Annotated in this window: 21 protein-coding genes; 9 read left to right on the top strand and 12 right to left on the bottom strand. The window is 57.9% G+C overall.

Translation table 11 applies throughout. The features are described 5' to 3' along the window. Window positions 1–10: 10 nt before the first annotated feature. Entirely contained in the window at window positions 11–367 is a 357-nt protein-coding gene (arsC, locus tag L379_RS07250) for an arsenate reductase (glutaredoxin) (RefSeq protein WP_015572196.1), read from the top strand. Here the strand turns inward: arsC and L379_RS07245 are convergent. After that, window positions 364–1,188: a homeodomain-like domain protein gene (locus L379_RS07245; protein WP_032654416.1), complete on the bottom strand. Its 825-nt coding sequence runs from the start codon at window positions 1,186–1,188 to the stop codon at window positions 364–366. The two genes, arsC and L379_RS07245, sit on opposite strands and share 4 nt — an antisense overlap. A 145-nt stretch (window positions 1,189–1,333) precedes the next feature. Between L379_RS07245 and celB the strand changes: the two genes are divergently transcribed. The 3 genes from celB to L379_RS07230 are packed head-to-tail and all read left to right on the top strand — an operon-like array spanning window position 1,334 to window position 5,031. Beyond that, a complete protein-coding gene (celB, locus tag L379_RS07240; RefSeq protein ID WP_015572194.1) occupies window positions 1,334–2,653 on the top strand; it encodes a PTS cellobiose transporter subunit IIC in 1,320 nt (439 codons plus the stop codon). Window positions 2,654–2,656: 3 nt separating this feature from the next. After that, the gene (locus L379_RS07235) at window positions 2,657–3,613 is read left to right on the top strand and encodes a N(4)-(beta-N-acetylglucosaminyl)-L-asparaginase (protein WP_032654425.1); all 957 of its coding nucleotides are present in this window, start codon (window positions 2,657–2,659) and stop codon (window positions 3,611–3,613) included. Continuing rightward, a complete protein-coding gene (locus L379_RS07230; RefSeq protein WP_032654427.1) occupies window positions 3,613–5,031 on the top strand; it encodes a leucyl aminopeptidase family protein in 1,419 nt (472 codons plus the stop codon). Before L379_RS07235 ends, L379_RS07230 begins: the two co-directional genes overlap by 1 nt. 86 nt (window positions 5,032–5,117) lie before the next feature. Here L379_RS07230 and L379_RS07225 read toward each other — a convergent pair whose 3' ends face one another. The 4 genes from L379_RS07225 to L379_RS07210 form a co-directional block, all read right to left on the bottom strand. Beyond that, complete coding sequence (locus L379_RS07225) at window positions 5,118–5,819, bottom strand: DnaA inactivator Hda (protein ID WP_211482948.1); 702 nt, start codon at window positions 5,817–5,819, stop codon at window positions 5,118–5,120. Window positions 5,820–5,915: 96 nt separating this feature from the next. After that, on the bottom strand, window positions 5,916–7,205 hold the full coding sequence (gene uraA, locus L379_RS07220; protein ID WP_003860558.1) for a uracil permease: 1,290 nt from the start codon (window positions 7,203–7,205) through the stop codon (window positions 5,916–5,918). Between the two features lie 82 nt (window positions 7,206–7,287). After that, window positions 7,288–7,914: a uracil phosphoribosyltransferase gene (upp, locus tag L379_RS07215; RefSeq protein WP_003860560.1), complete on the bottom strand. Its 627-nt coding sequence runs from the start codon at window positions 7,912–7,914 to the stop codon at window positions 7,288–7,290. A gap of 216 nt (window positions 7,915–8,130) precedes the next feature. Beyond that, window positions 8,131–9,561, bottom strand: a complete 1,431-nt coding sequence (locus L379_RS07210) for a 6-phospho-beta-glucosidase (RefSeq protein ID WP_032654430.1) — start codon at window positions 9,559–9,561, stop codon at window positions 8,131–8,133. A gap of 266 nt (window positions 9,562–9,827) precedes the next feature. On the opposite strand from L379_RS07210, the gene purM reads away from it, so the two are divergent. The 4 genes from purM (at window position 9,828) to ppx (ending at window position 15,334) form a co-directional block, all read left to right on the top strand. Continuing rightward, entirely contained in the window at window positions 9,828–10,865 is a 1,038-nt protein-coding gene (gene purM, locus L379_RS07205; protein ID WP_017383509.1) for a phosphoribosylformylglycinamidine cyclo-ligase, read from the top strand. Continuing rightward, a complete protein-coding gene (gene purN / locus L379_RS07200) occupies window positions 10,862–11,503 on the top strand; it encodes a phosphoribosylglycinamide formyltransferase (RefSeq protein WP_032654434.1) in 642 nt (213 codons plus the stop codon). The genes purM and purN overlap by 4 nt, the downstream gene beginning before the upstream one ends. A gap of 228 nt (window positions 11,504–11,731) precedes the next feature. Next, entirely contained in the window at window positions 11,732–13,792 is a 2,061-nt protein-coding gene (ppk1, locus tag L379_RS07195; RefSeq protein ID WP_017692942.1) for a polyphosphate kinase 1, read from the top strand. A 3-nt stretch (window positions 13,793–13,795) separates the two neighbouring features. Continuing rightward, entirely contained in the window at window positions 13,796–15,334 is a 1,539-nt protein-coding gene (gene ppx / locus L379_RS07190) for an exopolyphosphatase (protein WP_003860570.1), read from the top strand. A gap of 4 nt (window positions 15,335–15,338) precedes the next feature. Here the strand turns inward: ppx and L379_RS07185 are convergent, their stop codons facing one another. Next, on the bottom strand, window positions 15,339–17,579 hold the full coding sequence (locus tag L379_RS07185; protein ID WP_032654437.1) for an EAL domain-containing protein: 2,241 nt from the start codon (window positions 17,577–17,579) through the stop codon (window positions 15,339–15,341). Between the two features lie 350 nt (window positions 17,580–17,929). Here L379_RS07185 and L379_RS07180 point away from each other — a divergent pair, with 350 nt between their 5' ends. After that, on the top strand, window positions 17,930–18,118 hold the full coding sequence (locus L379_RS07180; protein ID WP_032654440.1) for a YfgG family protein: 189 nt from the start codon (window positions 17,930–17,932) through the stop codon (window positions 18,116–18,118). Window positions 18,119–18,459: 341 nt separating this feature from the next. Here L379_RS07180 and iolB read toward each other — a convergent pair whose 3' ends face one another. From iolB to L379_RS07150, 6 genes are read right to left on the bottom strand one after another with little or no spacing between them, the layout of a single operon-like run. Continuing rightward, window positions 18,460–19,284 (bottom strand): 5-deoxy-glucuronate isomerase, encoded by an 825-nt coding sequence (iolB, locus tag L379_RS07175; protein ID WP_032654443.1) that lies wholly within the window; start codon window positions 19,282–19,284, stop codon window positions 18,460–18,462. 9 nt (window positions 19,285–19,293) lie between these two features. After that, window positions 19,294–20,184 carry a myo-inosose-2 dehydratase gene (gene iolE / locus L379_RS07170; RefSeq protein ID WP_032654446.1) on the bottom strand — a complete coding sequence of 297 codons (891 nt, stop codon included), beginning with the start codon at window positions 20,182–20,184 and terminating at the stop codon, window positions 19,294–19,296. A gap of 11 nt (window positions 20,185–20,195) precedes the next feature. Further along, window positions 20,196–22,100: a bifunctional 5-dehydro-2-deoxygluconokinase/5-dehydro-2-deoxyphosphogluconate aldolase gene (gene iolC / locus L379_RS07165; protein WP_032654448.1), complete on the bottom strand. Its 1,905-nt coding sequence runs from the start codon at window positions 22,098–22,100 to the stop codon at window positions 20,196–20,198. A 12-nt stretch (window positions 22,101–22,112) separates the two neighbouring features. After that, window positions 22,113–23,246, bottom strand: coding sequence for a Gfo/Idh/MocA family protein (locus tag L379_RS07160; protein WP_032654452.1), 1,134 nt, complete (start codon window positions 23,244–23,246; stop codon window positions 22,113–22,115). An 8-nt stretch (window positions 23,247–23,254) separates the two neighbouring features. Next, on the bottom strand, window positions 23,255–24,283 hold the full coding sequence (locus tag L379_RS07155) for an ABC transporter permease (protein ID WP_032654454.1): 1,029 nt from the start codon (window positions 24,281–24,283) through the stop codon (window positions 23,255–23,257). Window positions 24,284–24,294: 11 nt separating this feature from the next. Next, window positions 24,295–25,842 carry a sugar ABC transporter ATP-binding protein gene (locus L379_RS07150; protein ID WP_032654455.1) on the bottom strand — a complete coding sequence of 516 codons (1,548 nt, stop codon included), beginning with the start codon at window positions 25,840–25,842 and terminating at the stop codon, window positions 24,295–24,297. Between the last annotated feature and the right edge of the window lie 7 nt (window positions 25,843–25,849).

The raw sequence follows: 25,849 nt of genomic DNA on the forward strand, positions 1-25,849 counted from the left end.
AGGAGAAGTCATGACAGACGCGGTAAAAATTTACCATAACCCTCGCTGCTCCAAGAGCCGAGACACCCTCAGCCTGCTGAAGTCTAACGGCATCGAACCGGAAGTGGTGCTGTACCTGGAAACGCCGCCGGACGCGCAGACTATCCGCCAGCTGCTGAAGATGCTGAACATGGGCAGCGCACGCGACCTGATGCGTCAGAAAGAAGATCTGTATAAGTCGCTCAATCTGAACGATACCACTCTCACTGAAGATCGGCTGATTCAGGCGATGGTCGACAATCCAAAGCTGATTGAGCGCCCGATTGTGGTGGCAAATGGCAAGGCGCGTATCGGCCGTCCGCCGGAAGACGTGCTCGAGATCGTCTAATCGTTACGCCGCAGCGCTTCCAGAAACGCCTGCGGCGTACGCTCTCCCAGCTTTTTCTGCGCTTTTCCCCGGTTGTAAAACTCACACAGTTGGATCAACAGCTCTCCCATCGGTTCACTGTTCACCCGCGGAATGATTTCGCGTAACGGCACGGTGACCTGAAGGGCGAGATAATACTGTGAATGCACTTTTACGATGACGTTATGCTCCGGCAAGTTCACTTCTAGCCCAAAAGTCTCAACAGATTGAATATCAGCCGGACAGGCAGCCAGCACCTCGTTCGTCCAGCGGGTCAGCAACTGCGGCGATACGCCAGCATAAAGCCGGGCGTAACACCAGCCGCTGACGGGTTCACGCGCCCAGAGCAGGTGTTGCTCGCCACCGTCGTCCATATGCAGCGACAGCGGCTGATGATGCAGGAGTAGCTTCTGCGGCATGATCCCGGCCTTCAGCGCCTTTTTGCCCTGCAACGACGCCCCCTTTTGTTTTACCGAAGCTGGTTTGAGGTAGCGGTTCAGGGTCGCGCGGGAAACGGCGATCCCGAATCCGTCATTCACCAGCAGCAGCAGATCGTCCAGCGGTGCCCCGGTGATATCCCGCAGGGCATTTATCAGTGCCGCCTGCTCTTGTCTCAGCGCTTTGTGTATCACTTTTGGCGTTGTGTGGTTATCCGAAACCTGGTCGCGGTTGCGCCAGCGCCTGACGGTGGTGACCGAGATCCCCAGCTCAACGGCAAGTTCCCTGTCGCTTTTATCTGACTGCTGAAGATAACGACGGATACGCGGTGTGGTGGTGGCGTTGGCATGCAGTTTGATTTCCATCGCGTCTCTCCGGAACTAATCTTATGAGATTTATATCAGAGCAGCGAATGCTTTGTGACCGATTTCACCTTTCGCTCGCCACGCTTCACTGATAATCCACAGACATAACATAAACAACACCTCTCAATCTTGTACGGAGTTCACAATGAACAATGTTCTGGGATTTCTTGAAGCAAAACTGATGCCGCTGGCGGCGAAAACGGCCCAGCAGCGTCATCTTGGGGCCATTCGCGGCGCCTACGTGTCATTCATGCCGTTTATCATCGTCGGCTCCATTCTGCTGGTGATCTCCTCCTTCCCGAATCAGGCCTATCAGCAGTTTATGTCTCAGGCCTTTGGTGAGAGCTGGAGTGCAATTATAGAGATCCCGTTTAACGCGGTGTTCTCAACCATGTCGCTGTTTATCAGCTTCCTGGTGGCCTACCGCCTGGCTGAGCATTATGGAGAGGACCGCATCTCCTGCGGCATCCTGGCGCTGGTCGCGTTTCTGATCCTGACGCCCTTTATCAAAGTGGCGGAAAACGGCGGCATTACCGTGATGCCGGTGGAGTGGATTGGCAGCAAAGGGCTGTTCGTGGCGATGATCGGTTCCCTGCTGTGGACGGAACTGTTCTGCTGGCTGAAGCGCAAAAAGCTGGTCATCAAAATGCCGGACGGCGTGCCTCCGGCGGTGCAGGAGTCGTTCGCGGCCCTGATCCCGGCCCTGCTGGTGATGATTCTGGTGCTGCTTATCCGCATCATCTTTGAAAACACCCACTACCACACCATCCACCAGTTTATTTATGAAGTGGTTGCCACCCCGGTACGCCACTACGGCACCTCTTATTTCGGGGCGCTGATGACCGTATTCAGCATCACCATTCTGTGGTCAGTGGGCATTAACTCCGGTTCGATGATCAACGGGATTATTCGCCCGCTGTGGATGGAGAACCAGACCGACAACATCGCCGCGATCCAGGCGGGAACGACGCCGCCGCACATCATCACCGAACAGTTTTTTGACATGATCTGGATGGGCGGCGCGGGCGCCACGCTGTCGCTGGTGATTGCGATGCTGATTTTTGCCCGCAGCAAAAACATGCGCGAAGTAGCGCGCCTCGGTGCGGGCGCGTCGGTGTTTAACATCAACGAACCGATCCTGTTTGGCCTGCCGGTGATCATGAACCCGATCATGCTCATCCCGTTCAATCTGGTGCCGCTGGTGCTGGTCACCGTGCAGTATGCGGCGATGAAAATTGGTGCGGTCGCCGTCACCACCGGGGTGTTTATCCCCTGGACGCTGCCGCCGGTTATCAGCGGCTTTATCGTCACCGGGCACCTGAGCGGCAGCGTGATGCAGCTGATCAACCTGCTGATTGGCGCCATGCTGTACCTGCCTTTCATGCGTATCGTGGATAAACAGTACCGCGCCGCGGAACTGACTACCGCTACGCAAACCGACACCACCCTTGCAAAACAGGAGTAAAGCATGTGGGGAATTATCGCAACCTGGCGAATGGCGCTTGAAGGCGTCACGGAATCTGCGTCTGCGCTGGCTGCGGGCAAACCTGTCGCTCCGGCGGTGGTGGATGCCGTCGCCGCCGTCGAGGACTTTCCGTTTTATAAATCCGTCGGCTACGGCGGGCTGCCGACCGAGAACGGCGAGGTAGAGCTGGACGCGGCCTATATGGACGGCGACACGCTGGCGTTCGGCGCCGTGGGCAATCTGGTGGATATCGCCAACCCGGTGCGCGTGGCGCACGCGCTCAGCCGACAGCGCTATAACAGCCTGTTGGTCGGCCAGGGCGCGCGCGAATGGGCGCTGAGCCAGGGCTTTGCCGACAAAACCATGCTCACGGATCGCGCCATGCAACACTACCGAAAGCGCTGCCGCGAAACGCTGGACAAGGGGTTAAGCCCCTACGACGGACATGACACCGTCGGCATCATCGGCCTCGATAAACAGGGCTCGATGAGCGTCGCCACTTCCACCAGCGGCCTGTTTATGAAAAAACGCGGCCGCCTCGGTGACTCACCCATCATCGGCTCCGGCTTTTACTGCGACAGCGAAACCGGCGCGGCCACCGCCACGGGCGTCGGTGAAGATCTGATGAAGGGCTGTACCAGCTACGAAATCGTTCGCCGGATGGCGCAAGGGATGGCGCCGCAGCAGGCGGCGGATTCGGTGGTGTTCGAACTGGAAGACAAGCTGATGTCGCGCTTTGGCCGCGCGGGCGATCTCTCCGTGGTGTGCATGAACAGCAAAGGAGAATTTGGCGCCGCGACCAACATCAAAACCTTCTCGTTTGTGGTGGCGACGGCTCGCCAGCCCCTCACCGTTTTCCGTACTGAACGCCTGCGGGAGAAAACGCACTATCACGCGGTAGATGAGGAGTGGATGCAGGCCTATGCCGCGCGGATCCGCGCACCGATTGAGGAGTCATGATGATCACATACCAGTTTATCAACGCGCTTTCAGACGCGAAGCCGCAAAGCCATTTGATTGCGCGCGCTGACAGTTCCCTGTTACCGGAAAGCGCTCTTGTCGCTGAAATGCGCCAGCAGAGCACCGTCGCGGACGCGCGCTTTGGCTGCGCGCCGTTTGCCCGCATCACCCTTTTGCCGGATGCGCTCTGGCATGACGCCCTGACCGAAGGGTTGCTAACCGCTCTGCGACCGCTGCTTGCCGCCCCCGCCAGCGCCGAACTCGTGCTGGACGTGACGGATATTGACGATGTGGTGCTGGCGCAAGTACTGCGTTTTCTCTTTAATCAGGCGCACAGGCTCAGTGACCTGAAGCTGAAGAAGACGGACGAAGCGCTGCGTCTTACCTGCATCACTGCCCTCTGCTTGCCGGAACAGCAGGCGAAGCTGGAGACGACCTTCCGCCAGCAGCAGACCATTGCGCTCGGCATGGTTGCGGCGCGACGTCTGGCGGATATGCCGTCCGACCGCTGCACGCCGCAGTTTGTGGTGGAAGAGGCGCAAAAACTGTGTGCCGCCAGCCCTGCCCTGCGCTGCGAGGTGTTGGATGAAAAGCAAATTGTTGAGCAGGGGCTGGGGCTACTGCACGCCGTTGGCAAAGGGGCGACCTGCCCGCCGCGCCTGCTGGCTATTCACTATAACGGCGTGTCTGATGGCCCGGTGCGCTGCTACGTGGGAAAAGGCATTACCTTTGACACCGGCGGCCTGTGGCTGAAGGAAGGCGCGGGCATGTACACCATGAAATATGACATGTGCGGCGCGGCTAACGTGCTCGGGCTGATGCTGACCGTTGCGGAGCTGAAATTACCCGTGCGCATCATGGGCGTGCTGGCGCTGGCGGAAAACGCCATCGGCCCCGACGCCATGCAGCCCGGCACGGTGGCGATGGCCTGCAACGGCACCACCGTTGAAATCAACAATACCGATGCCGAGGGCCGGCTGGTGCTGGCAGACGCTATCGCCTGGGCGAGTCAGCGCCATCCGCAGGCTCACTATATCATTGATATGGCGACCTTAACCGGAGCGGTGGTGAAAGCGCTGGGGTATGAGCTGAGCGGGCTGATGACCCAGGATGAACCGCTGCGTCAGGCACTGACGCTCGCGGGCAAACGGAGCGGCGACGAGGTGTGGTCCCTGCCGCTGGATGCGCGGCTGAGAAAGCAGACCGACAGCGCCATTGCCGATCTATGCAACACGCCGACCAACAATGCGGCGATCAGCGCCTCGGCGGCGTGGCTGCTGCATCACTTCTGCCCGCCGACCATTCCGTGGGCGCATCTGGATATCAGCGGGACGGCGCTGTGGCGTGAGAACGGCAGAAGCGTGGCATCGGGAAGACCGATTCCGCTGCTGGTGGAGCACTTGTTGGGGGATCTTTAGCCGGGTGGCGGCTGCGCCTTACCCGGCCTACAAGGTATGACGGGTTTTCGTAGGCCCGGTAAGCGCAGCGCCACCGGGCAAAAAACTCAAAGCTTAAGAATATCTTTCACAAACGGAATGGTCAGCTTGCGCTGGGCGGTGATGGAGGCGCGATCGAGCTGATCGAGCGTATCGAAGAGCGTACGCATCTCCCGATCCAGACGCTTGAGCAGGAAGCGCCCTACGTCTTCCGGCAGTTCAAATCCGCGCAGTCTGGCGCGCAGCTGAAGCGCCTGGAGTTTGTCTTCATCCGACAGCGGTTGCAACTTGTAGATTTGCCCCCAGTCCAGACGAGACGCCAGATCCGGCAGTCCCAGATTGAGCTGGCGCGGCGGACGATCGCCGGTGATCAGCAGCCGGGTTTTGCCCGACTCCAGAATGCGGTTGTAGAGGTTAAAGATCGCCATTTCCCACGGTTCGTCCCCCGCCACGCATTCGATATTATCGATGCAGACCAGGGAGAGATGTTCCATGCCCTCCAGCACTTCAGGCACAAACCAGGTGCGTTTATCCAGCGGCACATAGCCTACCGCGTCACCGCGCGCCGAAAGCTCCGCACAGGCGGCATGCAGCAGGTGGCTGCGTCCCGCGCCTTCGCGTGACCAGATATAGATGTATCCGCTGTGTTCCTGGCGCAGCACGTTTTGCAGTGCAGCCAGTAAAGAGGGGTTATCACCCGGCCAGAAACTCGCGAAAGTTTCGTCGTCAGGGAGATAAAGTGGCAGAGAGAGCTGTGCCGGTCCGTTCAGAAATACCTCAACCAGAGATCTTACATAAAATCGGAATGGAGTTTAACACGGAACCTGCAAGGAGAGAACCGGGCGATCCTTCGCCCGGCATGACGATCAATGTGGCGCTTTTTCGCTGTCGTCTGCGTCCAGCACCACCTCTTCCGGGCGGATCACCGAGATCAGCTTGAAAATCAGGCTCAGGCCGACGCCGACGATGGTCGCCAGCGCCATACCCTTCAGCTCTGCCGCGCCGATGTGCACCTTCGCGCCGCTCACGCCGATAATCAGGATAACGGAGGTCAGGATCAGGTTCTGCGCCTTGCTGTAATCCACTTTGGATTCAATCAGCACGCGAATACCGGAGGCACCGATCACCCCGTACAGCAGCAGGGAAACGCCGCCCATCACCGGAACCGGGATAATCTGGATCGCCGCCGCCAGTTTACCAACGCAGGAGAGCAGAATGGCGATGATCGCCGCGCCGCCGATAACCCAGGTGCTGTAGACGCGGGTGATCGCCATTACGCCGATATTCTCACCGTAAGTCGTGTTTGGCGTGGAGCCGAAGAAACCAGAGATGATGGTGGAGAAACCGTTGGCAAACATGGAGCGATGCAGACCCGGGTCACGGATCAGGTCGCGCTTCACGATGTTCGCCGTGACCACCAGGTGGCCGACGTGCTCAGCAATCACCACCAGCGCGGCAGGCAGAATAGTGAAAATGGCGAACCATTCAAAGCGCGGGGTGTAGAAGGTTGGCAGCGCGAACCAGTGCGCCTCGGCAATCGGGGTGGTATCCACAACGCCCATCACGAAGGAGAGCGCGTAGCCCGCCAGCACGCCGATCAGGATCGGGATAATCGCCATGAAACCGCGGAACAGCACGGAGCCAAACACCGTCACGCCCAGCGTCACCAGCGAAATAATGATGGTTTTAGAATCCGGTGACTGACCGTCCGCAGGCAGCAGCCCGGCCATGTTCGCCGCCACGCCCGCCAGCTCCAGGCCGATGACGGCAACGATGGCCCCCATGGCCGCAGGCGGGAACATCACGTCCAGCCAGCCGGTACCGGCTTTCTTCACGATGAAGGAGACCAGGCAGAACAGCACGCCGCACATGATAAAGCCGCCCAGCGCGACCTCATAACCCAGCGGCAGCAACAGCAGAACCGGGGAGATAAACGCGAAGCTCGACCCGAGATAGGCCGGGATTTTGCCTTTACAGATGAAGAGGTAAAGCAGCGTACCGATGCCGTTGAACAGCAGCACGGTAGCCGGGTTAATGTGAAACAGGATTGGCACCAGCACGGTTGCGCCAAACATGGCGAACAGGTGCTGCAAACTAAGCGGGATTGTCTGTAAAAGCGGCGGTCTTTCACTCACCCCGATAGCACGGCGCGTCATAGTGTTTTCCTCTGAGTGTCATTGTTGGTTTTTATTCAAAAAAAAGCCGACTATCAAAGTCGGCTTCTTTATCGTTATTCGATTATTTAGTACCAAAAATCTTATCGCCGGCATCGCCGAGCCCCGGGATGATGTACCCGTGCTCGTTCAGTCCCTGGTCGACAGACGCGGTATAGAGTTCAACGTCCGGGTGCGCTTTTTCCAGCGCCGCGATACCTTCCGGCGCCGCAACCAGCACCAGCACTTTGATGCTGCTGCATCCCGCTTTTTTCAGCAGGTCGATGGTGGCGATCATCGAACCGCCGGTCGCCAGCATCGGGTCAACCACCAGCGCCATACGCTCGTCGATGTTAGAGACCAGCTTCTGGAAGTACGGGACCGGCTCAAGCGTCTCTTCGTTACGGTAGATACCCACCACGCTGATACGCGCGCTTGGGACGTGCTCCAGTACGCCTTCCATCATGCCCAGACCCGCACGCAGGATTGGCACCACGGTAATTTTTTTACCTTTGATCTGCTCAACCTGTACCGGACCGTTCCAGCCTTCGATGGTCACTTTTTCCGTTTCCAGATCAGAGGTCGCTTCGTAGGTCAGCAGGCTACCCACTTCAGAAGCCAGTTCGCGAAAACGCTTCGTGCTGATGTCATGCTCACGCATCAGGCCCAACTTGTGTTTAACGAGTGGGTGTTTCACTTCCACAATCTTCATTCTCTTTCTCCTCTGAGGTGGCATCCGCAAAAAAATCGCGGGATTATACCGCTTTTTTCGGATTGCGCCATACCCATCTTGCTTGACGTATATCAATCAAAAACAAAAAAGCCGGAGGCTGGGCTCCGGCTTGGGGGCGGGATTATGCCGGGTGGCGCTAACGCTTACCCGGCCTACACATCCCGTAGGCCCGGTAAGCGCAGCGCCACCGGGCAATTATAGCTGCTCTCCGTTGCTGGCAATCACCTGCTTATACCAGTCGAACGATTTCTTCTTGCTGCGGTTCAGCGTGCCGTTACCTTCGTTATCTTTATCGACAAAGATAAAGCCGTAGCGTTTTTTCATCTCGCCGGTGCCGGCAGAGACCAGGTCGATACAGCCCCACGGCGTGTAGCCCATCAGATCTACGCCGTCTTCCACCACCGCTTTTTTCATCTCGCGGATGTGCGCGGAAAGGTAGTCGATGCGGTACTGGTCGTTCACCGTGCCGTCGCTCTCCTGCACGTCGATCGCGCCAAAGCCGTTCTCAACGATAAACAATGGCAGCTGATAGTGATCCCAGAACCAGTTCAGAGAGTAGCGCAGCCCGACAGGATCGATCTGCCAGCCCCAGTCCGATTTCTGCACGTACGGGTTAGAGACCAGGCTCTTGCTCTCATCGTAGTCCAGCAGCGGGTTGTCCGCGGTCGCTTTGGTGGCAAAAGACATGTAGTAGCTGAACCCGATGTAATCCACGCAGCCCTGCGTCAGCGCCACTTTATCTTCTTCGGTGATATCCAGCGCGAAGCCGCGACGTTCAAAGTAGTTGAGCAGATGCTGCGGATACTTGCCGCGCACGTGAACGTCGGTGAACCAGTAGCGACGATGCATGGCGTTCATCGCCATCATCATATCGTCCGGGGCACAGGTCAGCGGATAGATGGGGCACATGGCAATCATGCAGCCGATTTGCAGCGACGGGTTGATCTCGCGCCCCGCCTTCACCGCCAGGGCACTGGCCACCAGCTCATAGTGCGCCGCCTGGAACATCACCGGCTCGCGATCTTCTCCCGGCGCATATTTCAGCCCGGAGTTGGTAAACGGCGCAAAGTCTTCGTGGAAGTTGGCCTGGTTGTTGATCTCGTTAAAGGTCATCCAGTACTTCACTTTATGCTGGTAGCGCTCAAAAACGACCTTCGCGAAGCGAACAAAGAAGTCGATCAGCTTACGGTTGCGCCAGCCGCCGTATTCCGTCACCAGGTGGAAAGGCATCTCGAAGTGGGAAAGCGTGATCACCGGCTCGATGCCGTGCTTCAGGCACTCGTCAAAAAGATCGTCATAGAATTTGAGTCCCGCTTCGTTCGGCTCCAGCTCGTCGCCTTTCGGGAAGATACGCGTCCAGGCGATGGAGGTGCGAAAGCATTTGAACCCCATCTCGGCAAAGAGTTTGATGTCTTCTTTATAGCGGTGATAGAAGTCGATGGCTTCGTGGTTTGGGTAATTTTTCCCCTCCAGCACGCCGTTGGTGATTTCACGCGGTACCCCGTGGGCGCCTGCCGTCATGACATCGGCAACGCTCACGCCCTTGCCGCCCTCTTTCCAGCCGCCTTCGAGCTGGTGCGCCGCAACGGCCCCACCCCACAGAAAACCTGCTTTAAATCCTGACATTCGCTATCCCTCATTCTGCGTTATTTTCTGCAAAAACAGTTACAGAAACCGGTTTCAGTTTGATGATGTGCAAAGGGGATAGCCGTTGCAAGCAGATCGCCGAAACCGGTTTCATTTTCGTGAACAGAGTCAAGTTTGTTGCCCTGGACAGCCCGCACAGAAAAAAAGATCCCCGCGCCGAGAATAGGCTCGCAAACGTTTGCCTGGACTGTTAGAATTGCGCCGATTTTTCTTACTAGCTATGCAATCGCGTGGGGATTTAAGCCGTGACCAACAAAACTTCTCTCAGCTACAAAGATGCCGGTGTTGATATTGACGCAGGTAATGCGCTGGTTGACCGAATCAAAGGTGTGGTGAAAAAAACCCGCCGCCCGGAAGTGATGGGTGGCCTGGGTGGATTCGGCGCACTGTGCGCGCTGCCGCAAAAATATCGTGAACCTGTGCTGGTCTCGGGTACGGATGGTGTCGGTACAAAACTGCGCCTGGCGATGGATCTTAAGCGTCACGATACGATTGGTATCGATCTGGTGGCGATGTGCGTCAACGACCTGGTGGTACAGGGCGCCGAGCCGCTGTTCTTCCTCGATTACTACGCGACCGGCAAGCTGGACGTGGATACCGCAGCCAGCGTCATTAACGGTATCGCCGAAGGCTGCCTGCAATCCGGCTGTGCGCTGGTCGGCGGTGAAACCGCGGAAATGCCTGGCATGTATCACGGTGAAGATTATGACGTCGCAGGCTTCTGCGTCGGCGTGGTAGAAAAATCAGAAATTATCGACGGCAGCAAAGTGGCTGACGGCGATGTGCTGGTTGCGCTGGCTTCCAGCGGTCCGCACTCCAACGGCTACTCTCTGGTGCGTAAAATCCTCGAAGTGAGCGGTTGCGACCCGCTGACCACCGAGCTGGACGGCAAACCGCTGGCCGATCACCTGCTGGCCCCGACCCGCATCTACGTGAAAAACGTGCTGGAGCTGATTGAGAACGTTGACGTGCACGCCATCGCTCACCTCACCGGCGGCGGCTTCTGGGAAAACATTCCGCGCGTGCTGCCGGACAATACCCAGGCGGTGATCGACGCATCCTCATGGCAGTGGCCGTCCGTCTTCAACTGGCTGCAAACCGCAGGCAACGTGAGCTCTCACGAAATGTACCGCACCTTTAACTGCGGCGTGGGCATGGTTATCGCCCTGCCCGCCAGCGAAGCGGATAAAGCGGTTAAGCTGCTGACAGAAAAAGGTGAAAACGCGTGGAAAATCGGTACGATTAAAGCTTCCGATTCCGAACAGCGTGTGGTCATTGAATGAAAAACATCGTGGTGCTCATTTCCGGCAACGGAAGCAATTTGCAGGCAATCATAGACGCCTGCAAACAGAAGAAAATCAATGGCACCATTCGGGCAGTATTCAGCAACAAGGCCGATGCATTCGGCCTTGAGCGCGCGCGGGTAGCGAACATTCCTGCGCACGCGCTGGAAGCCAGCCAGTTCGCCGGGCGTGAAGCCTTTGACCGTGAGCTGGTGCAGGAGATTGACGCCTACGCACCTGACGTGGTGGTGCTGGCAGGCTACATGCGCATCCTGAGCCCGGCTTTTGTTGCACACTACGCCGGACGACTGCTCAATATCCACCCTTCCCTGCTGCCAAAATACCCCGGTCTGCACACCCATCGTCAGGTGCTGGAGAACGGCGATGAGGAGCATGGTACCTCCGTGCATTTCGTCACCGACGAGCTGGACGGCGGTCCGGTCATTTTGCAGGCAAAAGTACCGGTCTTTGACGGCGACAACGAAGACGACGTGACCGAACGTGTGCAGACGCAGGAACACGCCATTTATCCGCTGGTGGTAAGCTGGTTTGTCGATGGACGTCTGGAGATGCGCAACGGCGCAGCCTGGCTGGACGGCGTGAAGTTGCCCCCGCAGGGTTATGCGGCTGAAGAGTAGTCTGTTTGAATTGCCCGGCGGCGCTTCGCTTGCACGGGCCTACGGTCCCGTAGGTCGTGGTAAGCGCAGCGCCACCCGACACCCCCTCCCCCAACCCTCTAAATTCCCCAACAAAAAAATAACTGTCATACTTTTCTGGCACTGTTGGACATATCGTGGAAATGCTCGCCATAATAAGGACGAGACGGATTTACCACGTCCTGTGATTGAACTGGAGTGTGAGCTGTAATGGGTCAGGAAAAGTTATACATCGAGAAAGAGCTAAGCTGGTTAGCATTCAACGAACGTGTACTTCAGGAAGCGGCCGATAAAAGCAACCCGCTGATTGAACGTATGCGTTTTTTAGGCATCTATTCCAACAATCTGGATGAGTTCTACAAGGTTCGCTTCGCCGAACTGAAACGCCGAATCATCATCAGCGAAGAACAGGGCTTAAACTCCCACTCGCGGCATCTGCTTGGAAAAATCCAGTCTCGCGTCATGAAAGCCGATCAGGAATTTGATGGCCTCTATAACGAGCTGCTGCTGGAAATGGCACGCAACCAAATCTTCCTGATCAACGAACGCCAGCTCTCCGCGAATCAGCAAAACTGGCTGCGCCACTATTTCAAACATTATCTGCGCCAGCACATTACCCCGATTCTGATCAACCGTGAAACCGATCTGGTGCAGTTCCTGAAAGATGATTACACCTATCTGGCGGTAGAAATCATTCGGGGTGAGACCATTAACTACGCGCTGCTGGAAATACCGTCTGATAAAGTCCCACGCTTTGTAAACCTGCCGCCGGAAACCCCGCGCCGACGTAAGCCGATGATCCTGCTGGATAACATCCTGCGCTACTGCCTGGACGATATCTTCAAAGGCTTCTTCGATTACGACGCGCTCAACGCCTACTCGATGAAGATGACCCGTGACGCCGAGTACGATCTGGTACATGAGATGGAGGCCAGCCTGATGGAGCTGATGTCTTCCAGCCTCAAGCAGCGCCTGACGGCGGAGCCGGTGCGGTTTGTCTATCAGCGCGATATGCCGGACGCGATGGTGGAGATGCTGCGCGATAAGCTGACCATCTCCCGCTACGACTCCATTATCCCCGGTGGGCGTTACCACAACTTTAAAGATTTCATTGGCTTCCCGAACGTCGGCAAGGCCAATCTGGTGAACAAACCGCTGCCGCGCCTGCGCCATATCTGGTTCGATAAGTTCCGCAACGGGTTCGACGCCATCCGCGAACGGGATGTGCTGCTCTACTATCCGTATCACACCTTTGAACACGTGCTGGAATTGCTGCGTCAGGCCTCGTTCGATCCGAACGTGCTGGCGATCAAAATCAACATTTATCGCGTGGCGAAAGATTCCCGTATCATCGATGCGATGATCCACGCGGCGCACAACGGCAAGAAAGTGACCGTGGTGGTTGAGCTCCAGGCTCGCTTCGACGAGGAGGCCAACATCCACTGGGCGCGCCGACTGACGGAAGCGGGCGTACACGTCATCTTCTCCGCGCCAGGGCTGAAAATTCACGCCAAGCTGTTCCTGATCTCCCGTAAAGAGGGCGACGACGTGGTGCGCTACGCCCATATCGGTACCGGGAACTTTAACGAGAAAACCGCGAGAATCTACACCGACTATTCGCTGCTGACTGCCGATGCCCGCATCACCAACGAAGTGCGTCGGGTGTTCAACTTCATTGAGAACCCGTACCGCCCGGTGAGCTTCGATTATCTGCTGGTGTCACCGCAGAACTCACGGCGCCTGCTGTACGATATGATCGATAAAGAGATTGCCAATGCGCAGAACGGCTTGTCGTCCGGCATCACGCTGAAGCTCAACAATCTGGTGGACAAAGGGCTGGTGGACCGCCTGTACGCGGCCTCCAGCTCCGGCGTTCCGGTAAATCTGCTCATTCGCGGCATGTGCTCGCTCATTCCGGAACTGGAAGGCATCAGCGACAATATCCGCGTGATCAGCATTGTGGATCGCTATCTTGAACACGATCGCGTCTATATTTTCGATAACGCCGGTGATAAGCGCGTATACCTCTCGTCCGCCGACTGGATGACGCGTAACATTGATTACCGTATTGAAGTGGCGGCACCGCTGCTGGATCCTCGCCTTAAGCAGCGTATCCTGGACATTATCGAGATCCTGTTCAGCGATACGGTGAAAGCACGTTATATCGACAAAGAACTCAGTAATCGCTATGTACCGCGCGGCAATCGCCGTAAAGTGCGCTCGCAGCTGGCGATTTACGATTACATTAAATCACTTGAGCAATCCGATTAACCTATGCCAATAAACGATAATACCCCACGCCCGCAGGAGTTCGCCGCGGTCGATCTTGGCTCAAACAGTTTCCATATGGTCATCGCCCGCGAGGTGGATGGCGCGATGCAGATCATCGGTCGTCTGAAGCAGCGTGTGCATCTGGCCGATGGACTCGACGCGCGTAACATGCTGAGCGAAGAGGCCATGGAGCGCGGGCTGAACTGTCTGTCGCTGTTCGCAGAACGTTTGCAAGGCTTTTCGCCGTCCAGCGTCTGCATCGTCGGGACGCATACGCTACGCCAGGCGCTGAACGCGCCGGAGTTTCTTAAGCGCGCGGAAAAGGTTATCCCCTACCCGATTGAGATCATCTCCGGTAACGAAGAAGCGCGCCTGATTTTTATGGGCGTGGAGCATACGCAGCCGGAAAAAGGCCGCAAGCTGGTGATTGATATCGGCGGTGGTTCCACGGAACTGGTGATTGGCGAAGACTTCGAGCCGCGTCTGGTGGAAAGCCGCCGTATGGGCTGCGTCAGCTTCGCGCAGATGTATTTCCCTGGCGGCGTCATCACCCGCGAAAACTTCCAGCGCGCGCGCATGGCCGCCGTACAAAAACTGGAAAATCTGGCCTGGCAATACCGTATTCAGGGCTGGAACGTGGCGCTGGGCGCATCGGGTTCGATTAAAGCGGCCCATGAAGTGCTGCTGGCAATGGGTGAAAAAGACGGCTTTATTACGCCTGAGCGCCTGGTGAAACTCACCGAAGAGGTGCTTAAGCATAAGAGCTTCGACGCCCTGAGTCTGCCGGGTCTGTCCGACGAACGTAAAGCCGTGTTCGTACCGGGGCTGGCGATCCTCTGCGGCGTGTTTGACGCGCTGGCGATCAAAGAGCTGCGCCTCTCTGACGGCGCCCTGCGTGAAGGCGTGCTGTATGAGATGGAAGGCCGTTTCCGTCATCAGGATATTCGCAGCCGCACCGCGCAGAGCCTGGCCAACCAGTACAACATTGACCGCGAACAGGCGAAACGGGTGCTCGAAACCACGGTTCAGATGTACGAGCAGTGGGAGGAGCAGAATCCGAAGCTGGCGCATCCGCAGCTGGCCGCGCTGTTGAAATGGGCCGCCATGTTGCACGAGGTGGGGCTGAACATTAACCACAGCGGAATGCATCGCCATTCAGCCTATATTCTGCAAAACAGCGATCTGCCTGGTTTCAACCAGGAGCAGCAAACCATGATGGCGACGCTGGTGCGCTATCACCGCAAAGCCATCAAGCTCGACGATCTGCCGCGCTTTACGTTATTTAAGAAAAAGCAGTTCCTGCCGCTCATTCAGCTGTTGCGCCTGGGCGTGTTGCTCAATAATCAGCGACAGGCAACCACCACGCCGCCGACGCTGAAGCTAAAAACGGATGACTATCACTGGACGCTGAGCTTCCCGCACGACTGGTTTAGCCAGAACGCGCTGGTGCTGCTGGATCTGGAAAAAGAGCAGCAGTACTGGGAAGCGGTCACCGGCTGGCTGCTGAAGATTGAAGAAGAGAGTTCTGAGGCGGCAGCGTAACGGCTCAGGCGGTCTCCTGAGAAGGCTGCGTGTTGAGCAACGTATCAAGCTCAGCCGGCAACCCAATCAAATAGCCCTGCACATAATCGATACCTAGCGCGTGCACCGCGCTACGTATCTCTTCCGTTTCCACATATTCCGCCACCACCAGCATTTTCTTCATCCGGGCCAGATGGCAAATGGAAGCCACAATCTGGTAATCCAGGCTGTTGCTGACAATATTGCGAATAAAGCCGCCGTCGATTTTGAGAATGTCTGCGTCCACGCTTTTTAACCGCGCATAGCTGGCGTAGCCCGTGCCAAAATCATCAATGGCGATCCGGATGCCCATTTTTTGTAATTTCCTGAGGGTCGACGCCGCCAGATCCGCATGACCAAAGGCGCTGCTTTCGGTCACTTCAAAGATCAGCTGCCACGCTTCAACGGCGTATTTGGCTAACAGGCGGCTCACTTCAAGCGGGAACTGCGCCCTGTAGGCGGTAGAAGGTGCGAGGTTGATCGCAAAGCGCTGGCCCGGCAAACGCTGGCGGTGCTGTGCCAGAAAACTCAACGTATGCTCCAGTACCCATAAATCAACACGCGACGATAAACCAAACTCCTGTGCAATGGGCAGGAACTGCTCGGGAAAGATCAGCGCCCCGTTATCATCACGCATTCGCAGCAGCACCTCGTGATAACAATCACCGCGCAGCCCGCGAACGGGCTGAACCAGCAGGGTAAAAGCGTCCTGCTCCAGCGCGGCCTGCAAACGACTCATCATCGCGACCTTATCTTTCAGGCTACGCTGCAAATGAACAGCCCCGCGCTGCTGAAGATTTTCCGGGTGGTTGGTAGAAAGGGAGAGATCGGCCACGATGCCCAGTTCCCCCAGCACCAGATAGAGATGATTGACGGGTGAGCGTACATAGCAATAGCTCACGCCGACCTGAGGCTGTACCGGCATACCATCCCAGATAAAAACAAACTGCTTGATATGCTCGTCCAGCGTTTCAATGCGCTGTTGATGCGACTCCGCCTCCAGACGCACCGCCATGTCATACCCGGTGAGGTGATAGACTCGCTCATTGGGCTGAAGGGTGCCGTTTATCCATTGCGCCAGCTGCTGTTTATACTGGATCCGCAGCATCACGCCGTAATTGCGTCCCAGCACCTCCAGCTCGGGCACGCGCAGTAAACAGAGCGCTGACCACGGATGACTGGCCAGCTCGCGCGACAGCGCCCGCAGGTTGGGCATATGCACCACCGGATCGAGAAAAGCCTGACTGCGGGAGCGAATATTGATGGCCCGCTGGCGTGTCGCCAGCATCGACATGTACGTCACAACGAAGGAAAAGACCAGATAGCTGGATGAGGTGATCGCCAGCTGAATGCCATACCCCTCTTGCACCGGAATGTAGTGATAAAAAAAGTGAATCGACACCAGCAGGACCGGCGTCCAGATGAGTGACATCAGCTTGTAGCCAAAGCGCATCGCCCCCCAGAGCATCACGGGCATCAGCAGGGACAAGGTGTAGTTGGTACTGAAAATGGAACTGTTTGCATTCATGGGCAGCAGCAGCATGACCAGCAACCCGCCCAGGGCTAAAAACCACACCACAAACTCAAAGGCCGTCACCTTTTTGTCTATTTGCGCGCGGAGCTGGGACATCAGTCCCTTGATATAGCGCGGATGACGTATCAGGCGGATCAGCAGGTAGCTTAGCGGCACGCCCGTCAGCCCGCTCACCAGCAGCCCCTGATAGTTAATAAGGGTCCGAATATTGAGGGGATTCAGTCCTGCGAGGCTCTGGCGGCTCTCATAGACGCCGAGATAGACCGCAAACTGAAACAGCAGCAGAAATAGCGTTGCCGGGCAAAACACCTGCCAGAAAATACGCTGCCCCATCAGGCGTATGTCACCGTAAGCGGTCATATTGCGCCGGGGCGCAAACACGCGATAACCGCCCCAGCTGAGCACCAGAGGGACGATAAAATGCAGAATGCCGGCCATGGCTTCAAATAACCCAACGGAGGGGTAATAACGTAAAAACAGCGACACCACCACCCCGGGGAGGGCTTCCAGGCCAAAGAATAACATCAGCGTCAGCAAAAAGGAGAGCGGGAGATAATAGAGCGCAACGATACCGTCGCCCAACTGCGTTAAGGTATTAGCCACACTAAGCACCGGGAGTAACACGACGGGTAAAATAAGAGGAAGTGCCCACCAGCGGTCTTTATTTTGCTTCAGGATGTGGTGAATATTCATAGATGCTCGTTTACAACCCTTGCGCTCCAGAGGGTAAATGAAGACAGGCATCCAACCTGACGTACACGTTGCCTGGAAAATTCCTGGCAAGCACAGTGGAGGAGGGATTTTAAATATCAACGACGGGATGCGGTTGACCTAAATCAAATTAATTTATCTGAATAAACCTTTCTTACGTTTTTTTTGAGTATTTTTCCTGTAATTATCAATGCGATAAATAAAAGCGTTGTTTTTAATAACATAAATTAATGTAAGCATTGACGCTATTTTACATTTCGCCGAATTGACCCTGACTTGCGGCTGTGCCTTAATAGCCGTATCGCCCAAAAGGGTATACTCAGGAAAAGAAAGTGAGTCAGGCTACGCGTATGCGAAAACGACATCGATTTAACACCCGGATGACCCGCATCATACTGCTTATCAGTTTCCTGTTTTTCTTTGGCCGCTTTGTTTATTCCTCCATTGGCGCCTGGTATCACCATCAGGACAAAATTCAGTCGCAGCAAACCAGTCTTAGCGTTGAAACGCCCGAGCGCTAACGTACCGGGTGTTTTTGCACTATTCGAATAATGCCTGCAATCCTTTTGTACGAGCGATTTCATCCGACCGGGTATGGTCATCACCGCAGATTTACCTCGGGTTGACGCGGGTCTTTTCCGGACTGGCGATAGCCGCCAAATATCTCCGATACCTAAAAATGATTATCTGTCAGATGGGGGGGTCGGGTCGGGAAAAAGTGACTCACGTGGCGTGGGATAACAAACCAGGATGGCTCGTGGTTAGTAAGAGTGAGCGGATGAATGATCCTGAACCTGAGCGCGCGATGGCAAAGTTTCGCAGGTCGGGTAGGCTCAGCGCCACCCGACAAGAAAAGCCGATTTCAGCGCCTGTTATCTACAGGATAACTCCTGTTAATCCATGCGTGGTCCTTCTCCCACGTAAACATCCATTTGCGCACCGGGCCGGCCATCACGTTGAGGTAATAACTGTCATACCCGGCCATCGTTGCCACAGGATGGTACCCCCTGGGCACCATCACCACGTCACGGTTATAGACCGCCATACACTCATCCAGCGTTCTGTCGTCGGTGTAGACGCGCTGCATGCAGAAACCCTGCGCAGGGTTAAGACGATGGTAGTAGGTTTCTTCCAGGTACGTCTCTTGCGACGGGTTATCGGTGTCGTGCTTATGACTGGGATACGAGCTGGTGCAGCCCTCACTGGTCCACACTTCCACCACCAGCAGGCTGTCGGCAGGTTTGTCTTCTGGCAGGATGTTGTGCACGTAGCGCTGGTTGTGGCCCATACCGCGCGCTTCGCCGTCGATATCCTGTGGGGCAATCAGCCGCGTCGGATACGCTCCTGTGCCCGGCGCAGCGCAGACGGCCAGCTCCAGCTTAGTCAGCGCTTTCACCTCTACAGTCTCCTGTGGGGTCACGTAAACCGCCCAGGGCTTAATGCGCTCGAACGGACTCATCCGCTCGCCGATGTCGTTAAACCGGGCGGAAGGGGTGCTGATGGAAGCGCGACCGGCAACCAGCACCAGACAGCGCTCTTCGCTGACAGCAGGCAGCGTCAGCTGCTGCCCCTCCTGCAACTCATAAGCTTCAAAGCCGACATACCCCCAGTCAGCGCTTTCTGGCGTAACGGACTGCGTGCGCCCCTCCGCGTTCGGCTGTTGCCAGCGTGATAACAGACGTGACATGTCACCTCCTCAAATAAGTCCGGCATTGCGCGCCAGGCGGTGCAGGTTGTTATACCCCAGTCGGGCATAGGTAAGCGGATGGGCGATTGCCGGGTCCTGCTCGGCCTCCACCACCAGCCAGCCGTGATAATTCTGCGCTTTCAGCAGCCGCATGATGGGCGAGTAATTCACACAGCCGTCGCCCGGCACGGTAAACACGCCGCTCAGCACCGCATCAAGGAAGCTGGTTTTGCGGTTTTTGACCTCCGCCAGCACGTCGGCGCGCACGTCTTTGCAGTGAACGTGGTTGATGCGCGACGCCCAGCGCTGCGCCACCGCCAGCGGATCGGCCCCGGCAAAGGTCAGATGTCCGGTATCCAGCAGCAAACCGACCGCCTCCCCGGTGTGGATCATCAGGTTGTCCACGTCCTCAGCGGACTCAATTACCGTGCCCATATGGTGATGGTAGGCAATCTGCACGCCCTGCTGCTGGGTGTAGCGGGCAAATTCGGTGAGCTTCTCGCCATACTCTTTCCAGCGTTCCTGCGGGAAGCGCGGGCGCAGATGCACCGGGGTCTGCTGCTCGCCATGAATGCAGCCGCTCACCTCCGCAAAGACCAGCACCTTCGCCCCCAGCTCGCGCAGCAGCGTCAGGTGCGGCTGCACGGCGGCGATCTCCTCCTCCACGCTGCGCTCCAGCAGGCGGCCGGAGTACCAGCCGGAGACCAGTTGCAGGTCGTGGCGCTGTAGAACAGGGCCGAGCAGGTGCGCTTCGCGCGGGAATTTGTTCCCCAGCTCGAAACCGGCAAAGCCTGCCGCTTTGCCTTCGCTCAGACAGGTCTCCAGCGAGGTTTCCGCCCCGAGAGAAGGCAGATCGTCGTTCGTCCACGTCAGCGGGTTAATGCCTAATTGCACACTCATTGTCGTCTCCATTATGCGTGTCCGCGCTCGCGCCACCAGGCGATAAGCTGTAGGTAGTTGTCCCGGATGCGCGCCACCAGCTGCGCATCGTCAATATCATGTTTCAGCCACGCGCGGGAAGCATCGCCAAACAGTGTGCGTCCCACGGCGAAACCTTTCACCAGCGGCTGCCCCGCCGCGGCTCTGAAGTCGGCCCGGAGCTGTTCTGCCGGAGCATCCAGCCCGAGGATCACCACCCCACGGCAGTACGGGTCCCGGCGTTCGATAATCTCGCTCAACGCCGTCCAGCCCTCTGCGGAGAGCGGTGGCAGTTTCCACCAGTCGGGGTAAATCCCCAGGTTGTAGAAGCGAGAAATGGCCCGCAGGTAAAGTTCGTCGCTGCGCGGCATGCTGGCGGGCAAAATCACTTCCAGCAGCAGCTCGTGCCCGGACTGGCAGCAGGCGTGGTACACCTCGGCGATTTTCTGCTCCTGCTCCAGGCGCAGACCGTGGGCGTCTTCCGGGTGGAAAAAGACCAGACACTTCACCACGTGCTCCTGCGGCCAGCTGATAAGCTGGGTTCCGATGTTGCCGTGCTCCATCTCCAGCGGACGCGATCCTGGCAGTTCAATGGGGCGGCCTATCCACCACCCTTCTCCGGTTATTGCGTTGAGCGCATCCTGACCAAATGTCCCGTCGCACAGCAGACCGGCTTTGCCCTCCAGCCCGGCGCGGCTTGCCGCCTCGCGGCTGGCCAGCAGGATCAACTGCTTCAGCGCCGGAATGCGCTTGAGCGACGCGCCGCACTGCATCGCCATATCCTCAAGCTGGCTGCGGTGATCGAAGGCCATCACGCACAGCTCTGGCCAGGCGCGGCGACGGGTAGTGACGCGGTGGAGATGGTTGAGACGCGGGTCGAGATCCGGGCGCGGAACGAGCGTCGCGCGCGAGAGATAATCATCCAGCTCAATTTTGCTCGGCATCGCCGGGGCGCAGCCGTGGCGCGACACCACCAGCGCGCCGCAGGCGTTGGCATAGCGGCACGCCTGCTCCCAGCCCTCGTCGTTCAGGTAGCCGCGCAGCAGGCCGGACATAAATGCGTCCCCCGCGCCGAGGACGTTTAGCACCTCCACGCGCACGCCGGTCACCGTCAGGCCGTCGTCCAGACGAGGCGGAATAGCGTCTGTATAGACCGAGCAGCCCAGCGCGCCGCGCTTGCAGACCAGCGTCGCCTGACTCACGCCACGCACCTGAGCCAGCGCCTGTAGCGTATCCGTACTGCCACCCGCAATGTGAAACTCCTCTTCGGTGCCGACAATGACGTCGAAGAGGTGCAGCACCTCCTGTAGCTCACGGGTGACCTTGTCGGCGGCGATAAATCGCGTTTCACCGTCGCCTAAGGAGGTCAGCCCCCACAGCACCGGACGGAAGTCGATGTCCAGCACCGTGCGCACGCCGTGACGGCGGGCATAGCCCAGCGCCGTCAGCACCGCCTCGCGGGTCTGCGGATGAGAAAGATGCGTCCCGGTGATGGCAAGACAACGGGCGGAGGCAATGTAGCTTTCGTCCACATCGCTGGCCGTAATAGCCATATCCGCGCAGTTATCGCGATAAAAAATCAGAGGAAAAGTGTCCCGGTCTTTAATGCCGAGTAGCACCAGCGCCGTGAGGCGTTCTTTATCAATAATCAGATGGCGGGTATCGCAGCCAACCTGGTTGAGCTCTTCGCGCAGGAAGCGGCCCATATGTTCATCGCCAACGCGCGCCAGCATCGACGAGCGTAAACCCTGGCGCGCGGTGCCGTACGCCACGTTGCCGGAAGACCCGCCGAGATATTTGGCGAAGCTCGACGCGTCCTCCAGACGGGCACCAACCTGCTGGCTGTAGAGGTCTACCGCCACGCGGCCCATGCATATCACATCAAACTGCTTTTCCACGTTGATACCTCATCAGACAATATCGTTCACGTTCAGCCAGCGGCCTTCCAGGTGTGAGAGCGCGATCGCGTCCAGCACGCGCGACACCTTCCAGCCCTCTTCGAAGTCCGGCCACATTGGCGCGTCGGCGGCAATCCCGTCCACCAGGTCGCGCACCTCCACCGTTTTTTGATCGTTAAAGCCAATACCATGGCCCGCGCCCATGCAGAACGCGGCGTAGTCCGGGTGCGCCGGGCCAACGAGCAGCGTGCGGAACCCCTGACGGTTCACCGGATCGTCATGCAGATAGAGCTTCAGCTCCGCCATGCGCTCCTGGGTGAAGCTGATGGCGCCTTTCGTCCCGGTGATGACGTACGACAGCCCCATCTTGCGGCCGCAGGCGACGCGGGAGGTTTCAATGACGCCCTGCGCCCCGCTCGCGAAGCGCACCATCGCGTGGGCCTGATCCTCGTTTTCGACGGCAATCATCTCCGACAATCCGGCCTTCGCCGGGCGCTCCGGGACCACGATCTTCAGGTCGCCGCAGACCTGCTCGATATCCCCCACCAGGTACTGGGCCATATTGACGATGTGCGCCGCAAGGTCGCCCAGCGCGCCCAGCCCGGCGGTCTCTTTAAAGCAGTGCCAGTGAATGGGCGACAGCGGGTCGGCCATATAGTCTTCGTTGTGGGTGCCGTAGAAGTGGATCACCTCGCCAATCTCGCCGCGGGCGATAATCTCCTTCGCCAGCTGCGCGGTCGGGTTCTTCATGTAGTTGAACCCCACCAGCGTTTTCACCCCGGCCCGCTTCGCGGCATCGACCATCGCGCGCGCGTCGTGGGCGTTAAGCGCCAGCGGCTTCTCCGAGTAGACGTGCTTGCCGTGGCGGATCGCCTCCAGCGCCATCTCTTTATGCAGATGGTTGGGTGAGCAAATATCCACTACATCAATGGCCGGGTCGGCCACCAGCGCCCGCCAGTCGCCAGTGGAGCGGTTGAAGCCAAACGCCTGCGCACGTGCTGCCGCCAGCTCCGGCGTCACTTCCGCCACCATCTCGCGCACCAGTGTGCCGCGCAGGTTGAACACCGTCGGGGCCTGGGCATAGGCGATGGCGTGCGCCTTGCCGATATACCCGGTGCCAATCAATCCAATACGAATCTCTTTCATCACGATCCTCACAGTGCGCCGCGACGGCTCTTGGCATAGGTATCGAATGCCACCGCCAGAACGATAATTAATCCGGTAATAATTTGCTGGTAGTAGGCCGAGACGTTCATCAGCACCAGGCCGTTAATCAGAATGCCCATGATGATGGAGCCGATAACGGTGCCGCCGATGCGCCCGTAGCCGCCCATCAGCGAGGTGCCGCCAATCACCACCGAGGCGATGACGCGCAGCTCAAAGGAAATTCCGGCCACCGCCTCAGCACTGCCCAGACGCGCGCTCAGGATGAAGCCTGCCAGCCCCGCCAGACAGCCAATCAGCACGTAGACGCTGACCAGCACGCGCTTGACGTTGACGCCCGCCAGGCGCGCCGCCTCCGGGTTGCCGCCGATGGCGTAGACGAAGCGGCCCCAGCGGGTTTTATGCAGCGCCAGATAGCCGCCGACGGCGACGATGGCGAAGATCCAGATCGGAATGGAGATGCCGAGCAACTCCCCGCGCCCCCACCAGCGGTAGCTTGGGTCGAAACCGGCGATCGGCGCGCCATCGTTAATCACCAGCGTCAGGCCGCGCCAGATGGTCATCCCGCCGAGGGTGACGATAAACGGCGGCAGGCGCAGGCGGGTGACGCCCAGGCCATGGAGAAATCCAATCGCCGTGCCCATCGCCAGACAAATCCCCAGGCCGATCAGCCAGCTCATGCCGCCCCAGGCGTTCGGGTCAACGGTGGTAAAGTTGTCGCCCTTAATCACGTACGCCGCGGTCATGGCGCACACCGCCAGAATGGAGCCAACGGAGAGGTCGATCCCGGCGGTGAGAATGACGAAGGTCATCCCCACGGCCATGATCCCGTAGATGGAGACTTCGGTCAGAATGTTGAAAATATTGCGTTCAGAGAAAAAGTTGCTGTTCTGCGACTGGAAGAAGATCAGCAGCAGGATCATGAAAATCAGCACCCCGAAGCGCTCGAAGAAGGCGATGGGATCGATGCGTCCGGCGCGTTTGACCGGGGCCTGCGTTTTAGAAATCATCTGCGTCATGGGAAACTCCGTTATGCCGCGTTCAGGGCGTTATGGTTGATAGCCATCATCGTCATCAGCCGTTCTTCGTTAGCGTCGTCACCGTGGATCTCGCCGGTTACCCGACCTTCGCTGAGGGTGATGATCCGGTCAGACACCGCCATCACCTCAGGCAGATCGGAGGAGATCACGATCACCGCCACGCCCTTTTTTGCCATGTCAAACAGCACCTGATGCACTTCCGATTTGGTCCCCACATCGATGCCGCGCGTCGGCTCATCGACGATCAGCACCCGCGGGTTGAGTGCCATACAGCGCGCGAGGATGACTTTTTGCTGGTTACCGCCGGAGAGCTTGCGCACCTCCTGCGCGCTGTTGACCATTTTGATCTGAAGCGCCTGGCGGTAGGATTCAATCAGATCGTCTTCCTTGCGGGTGTTCACAAACCAGCGCCATTTCAGCAGCGAAGGGAGACAGGAGAGCGACAGGTTATCTCGGATCGACAGCCCCAGCACCGCCCCTTCCTTTTTGCGATCTTCCGGCACCAGCGCCACGCCCTGATCGAGGGCATACAACGGGTCACGCGGCTGATACGGCACGCCGTCCAGCTCAAAGCTGCCCGAGGTAAACGCGTCTGCGCCAAACAGGCAGCGCGCCACCTCGGTACGTCCCGCGCCCACCAGTCCGGCGATGCCCAGCACCTCCCCGGCGTGGACGTGGAAGCTGATGTCGTGCAGGGCAATACCGTGCGGATCCAGCGGCGGCTTCTCGCGGCTCAGCCCCTTCACTGCCAGGCGGACGGGTTTGTCTTCATGATGCGTTTCGCTGGCAGGACGGCGGTTAAAGGCTACGTCGCGCCCGACCATGAGGCGGATCAGCTGCTCTACGTTGGTCTCCTCCACCGCGCCGGTGCCGGTGAAGCGGCCGTCCTGGAAAACGGTGAAGCGATCGCAGAGCTGGAAAACTTCGTGCAGGCGGTGAGTTACATAGATAATACTCACGCCACGGTTTTTAAGCTCCCGCACCACGCGGTGCAGGCTTTCTACTTCGCTATCGCTCAGCGCGGCGGAAGGTTCATCCATGATGATCAGCCGAGCGTTAAGGGTCAGCGCTCTCGCGATCTCCACCATCTGCTGCTGGGCCACGCTCAGGCGGGCAACCGGTGTGGTCGGCGCAACATTCAGTTGCAGGTAATCCAGAATGACCTGCGCCTCCTGGTTTACTGCTTTTTCGTCAACGATCAGGTTGCGCCTGCGCGGTTCGCGCCCGAGAAACATGTTTTCCGCAACGGTCATGTTGGGCAGCAGGTTGAACTCCTGATAGATGGTGATAATGCCCTTGTTCTGGCGTTCCACTGGAGAGTCATCTACCGGCAGCGTTTCGTCGTTAAACCAGATATCCCCGCGGGTTTGCGGCTGCGCGCCCGCGAGCGCTTTCAGCAATGTAGATTTTCCCGCCCCGTTTTCCCCCAGCAGGGCGTGGATTTCTCCGCTACCGACGGTCAGCTGAGCGCTGCTCAGCGCCCAGACGCCGGAAAAGCTTTTTGCCAGGTCGGTCACTTTCAGTAAGGGTTGCGACATCGGTCTG

The organism is Enterobacter sp. MGH 33 (assembly GCF_000534535.1).
Classification (GTDB): domain Bacteria; phylum Pseudomonadota; class Gammaproteobacteria; order Enterobacterales; family Enterobacteriaceae; genus Enterobacter; species Enterobacter hormaechei_C.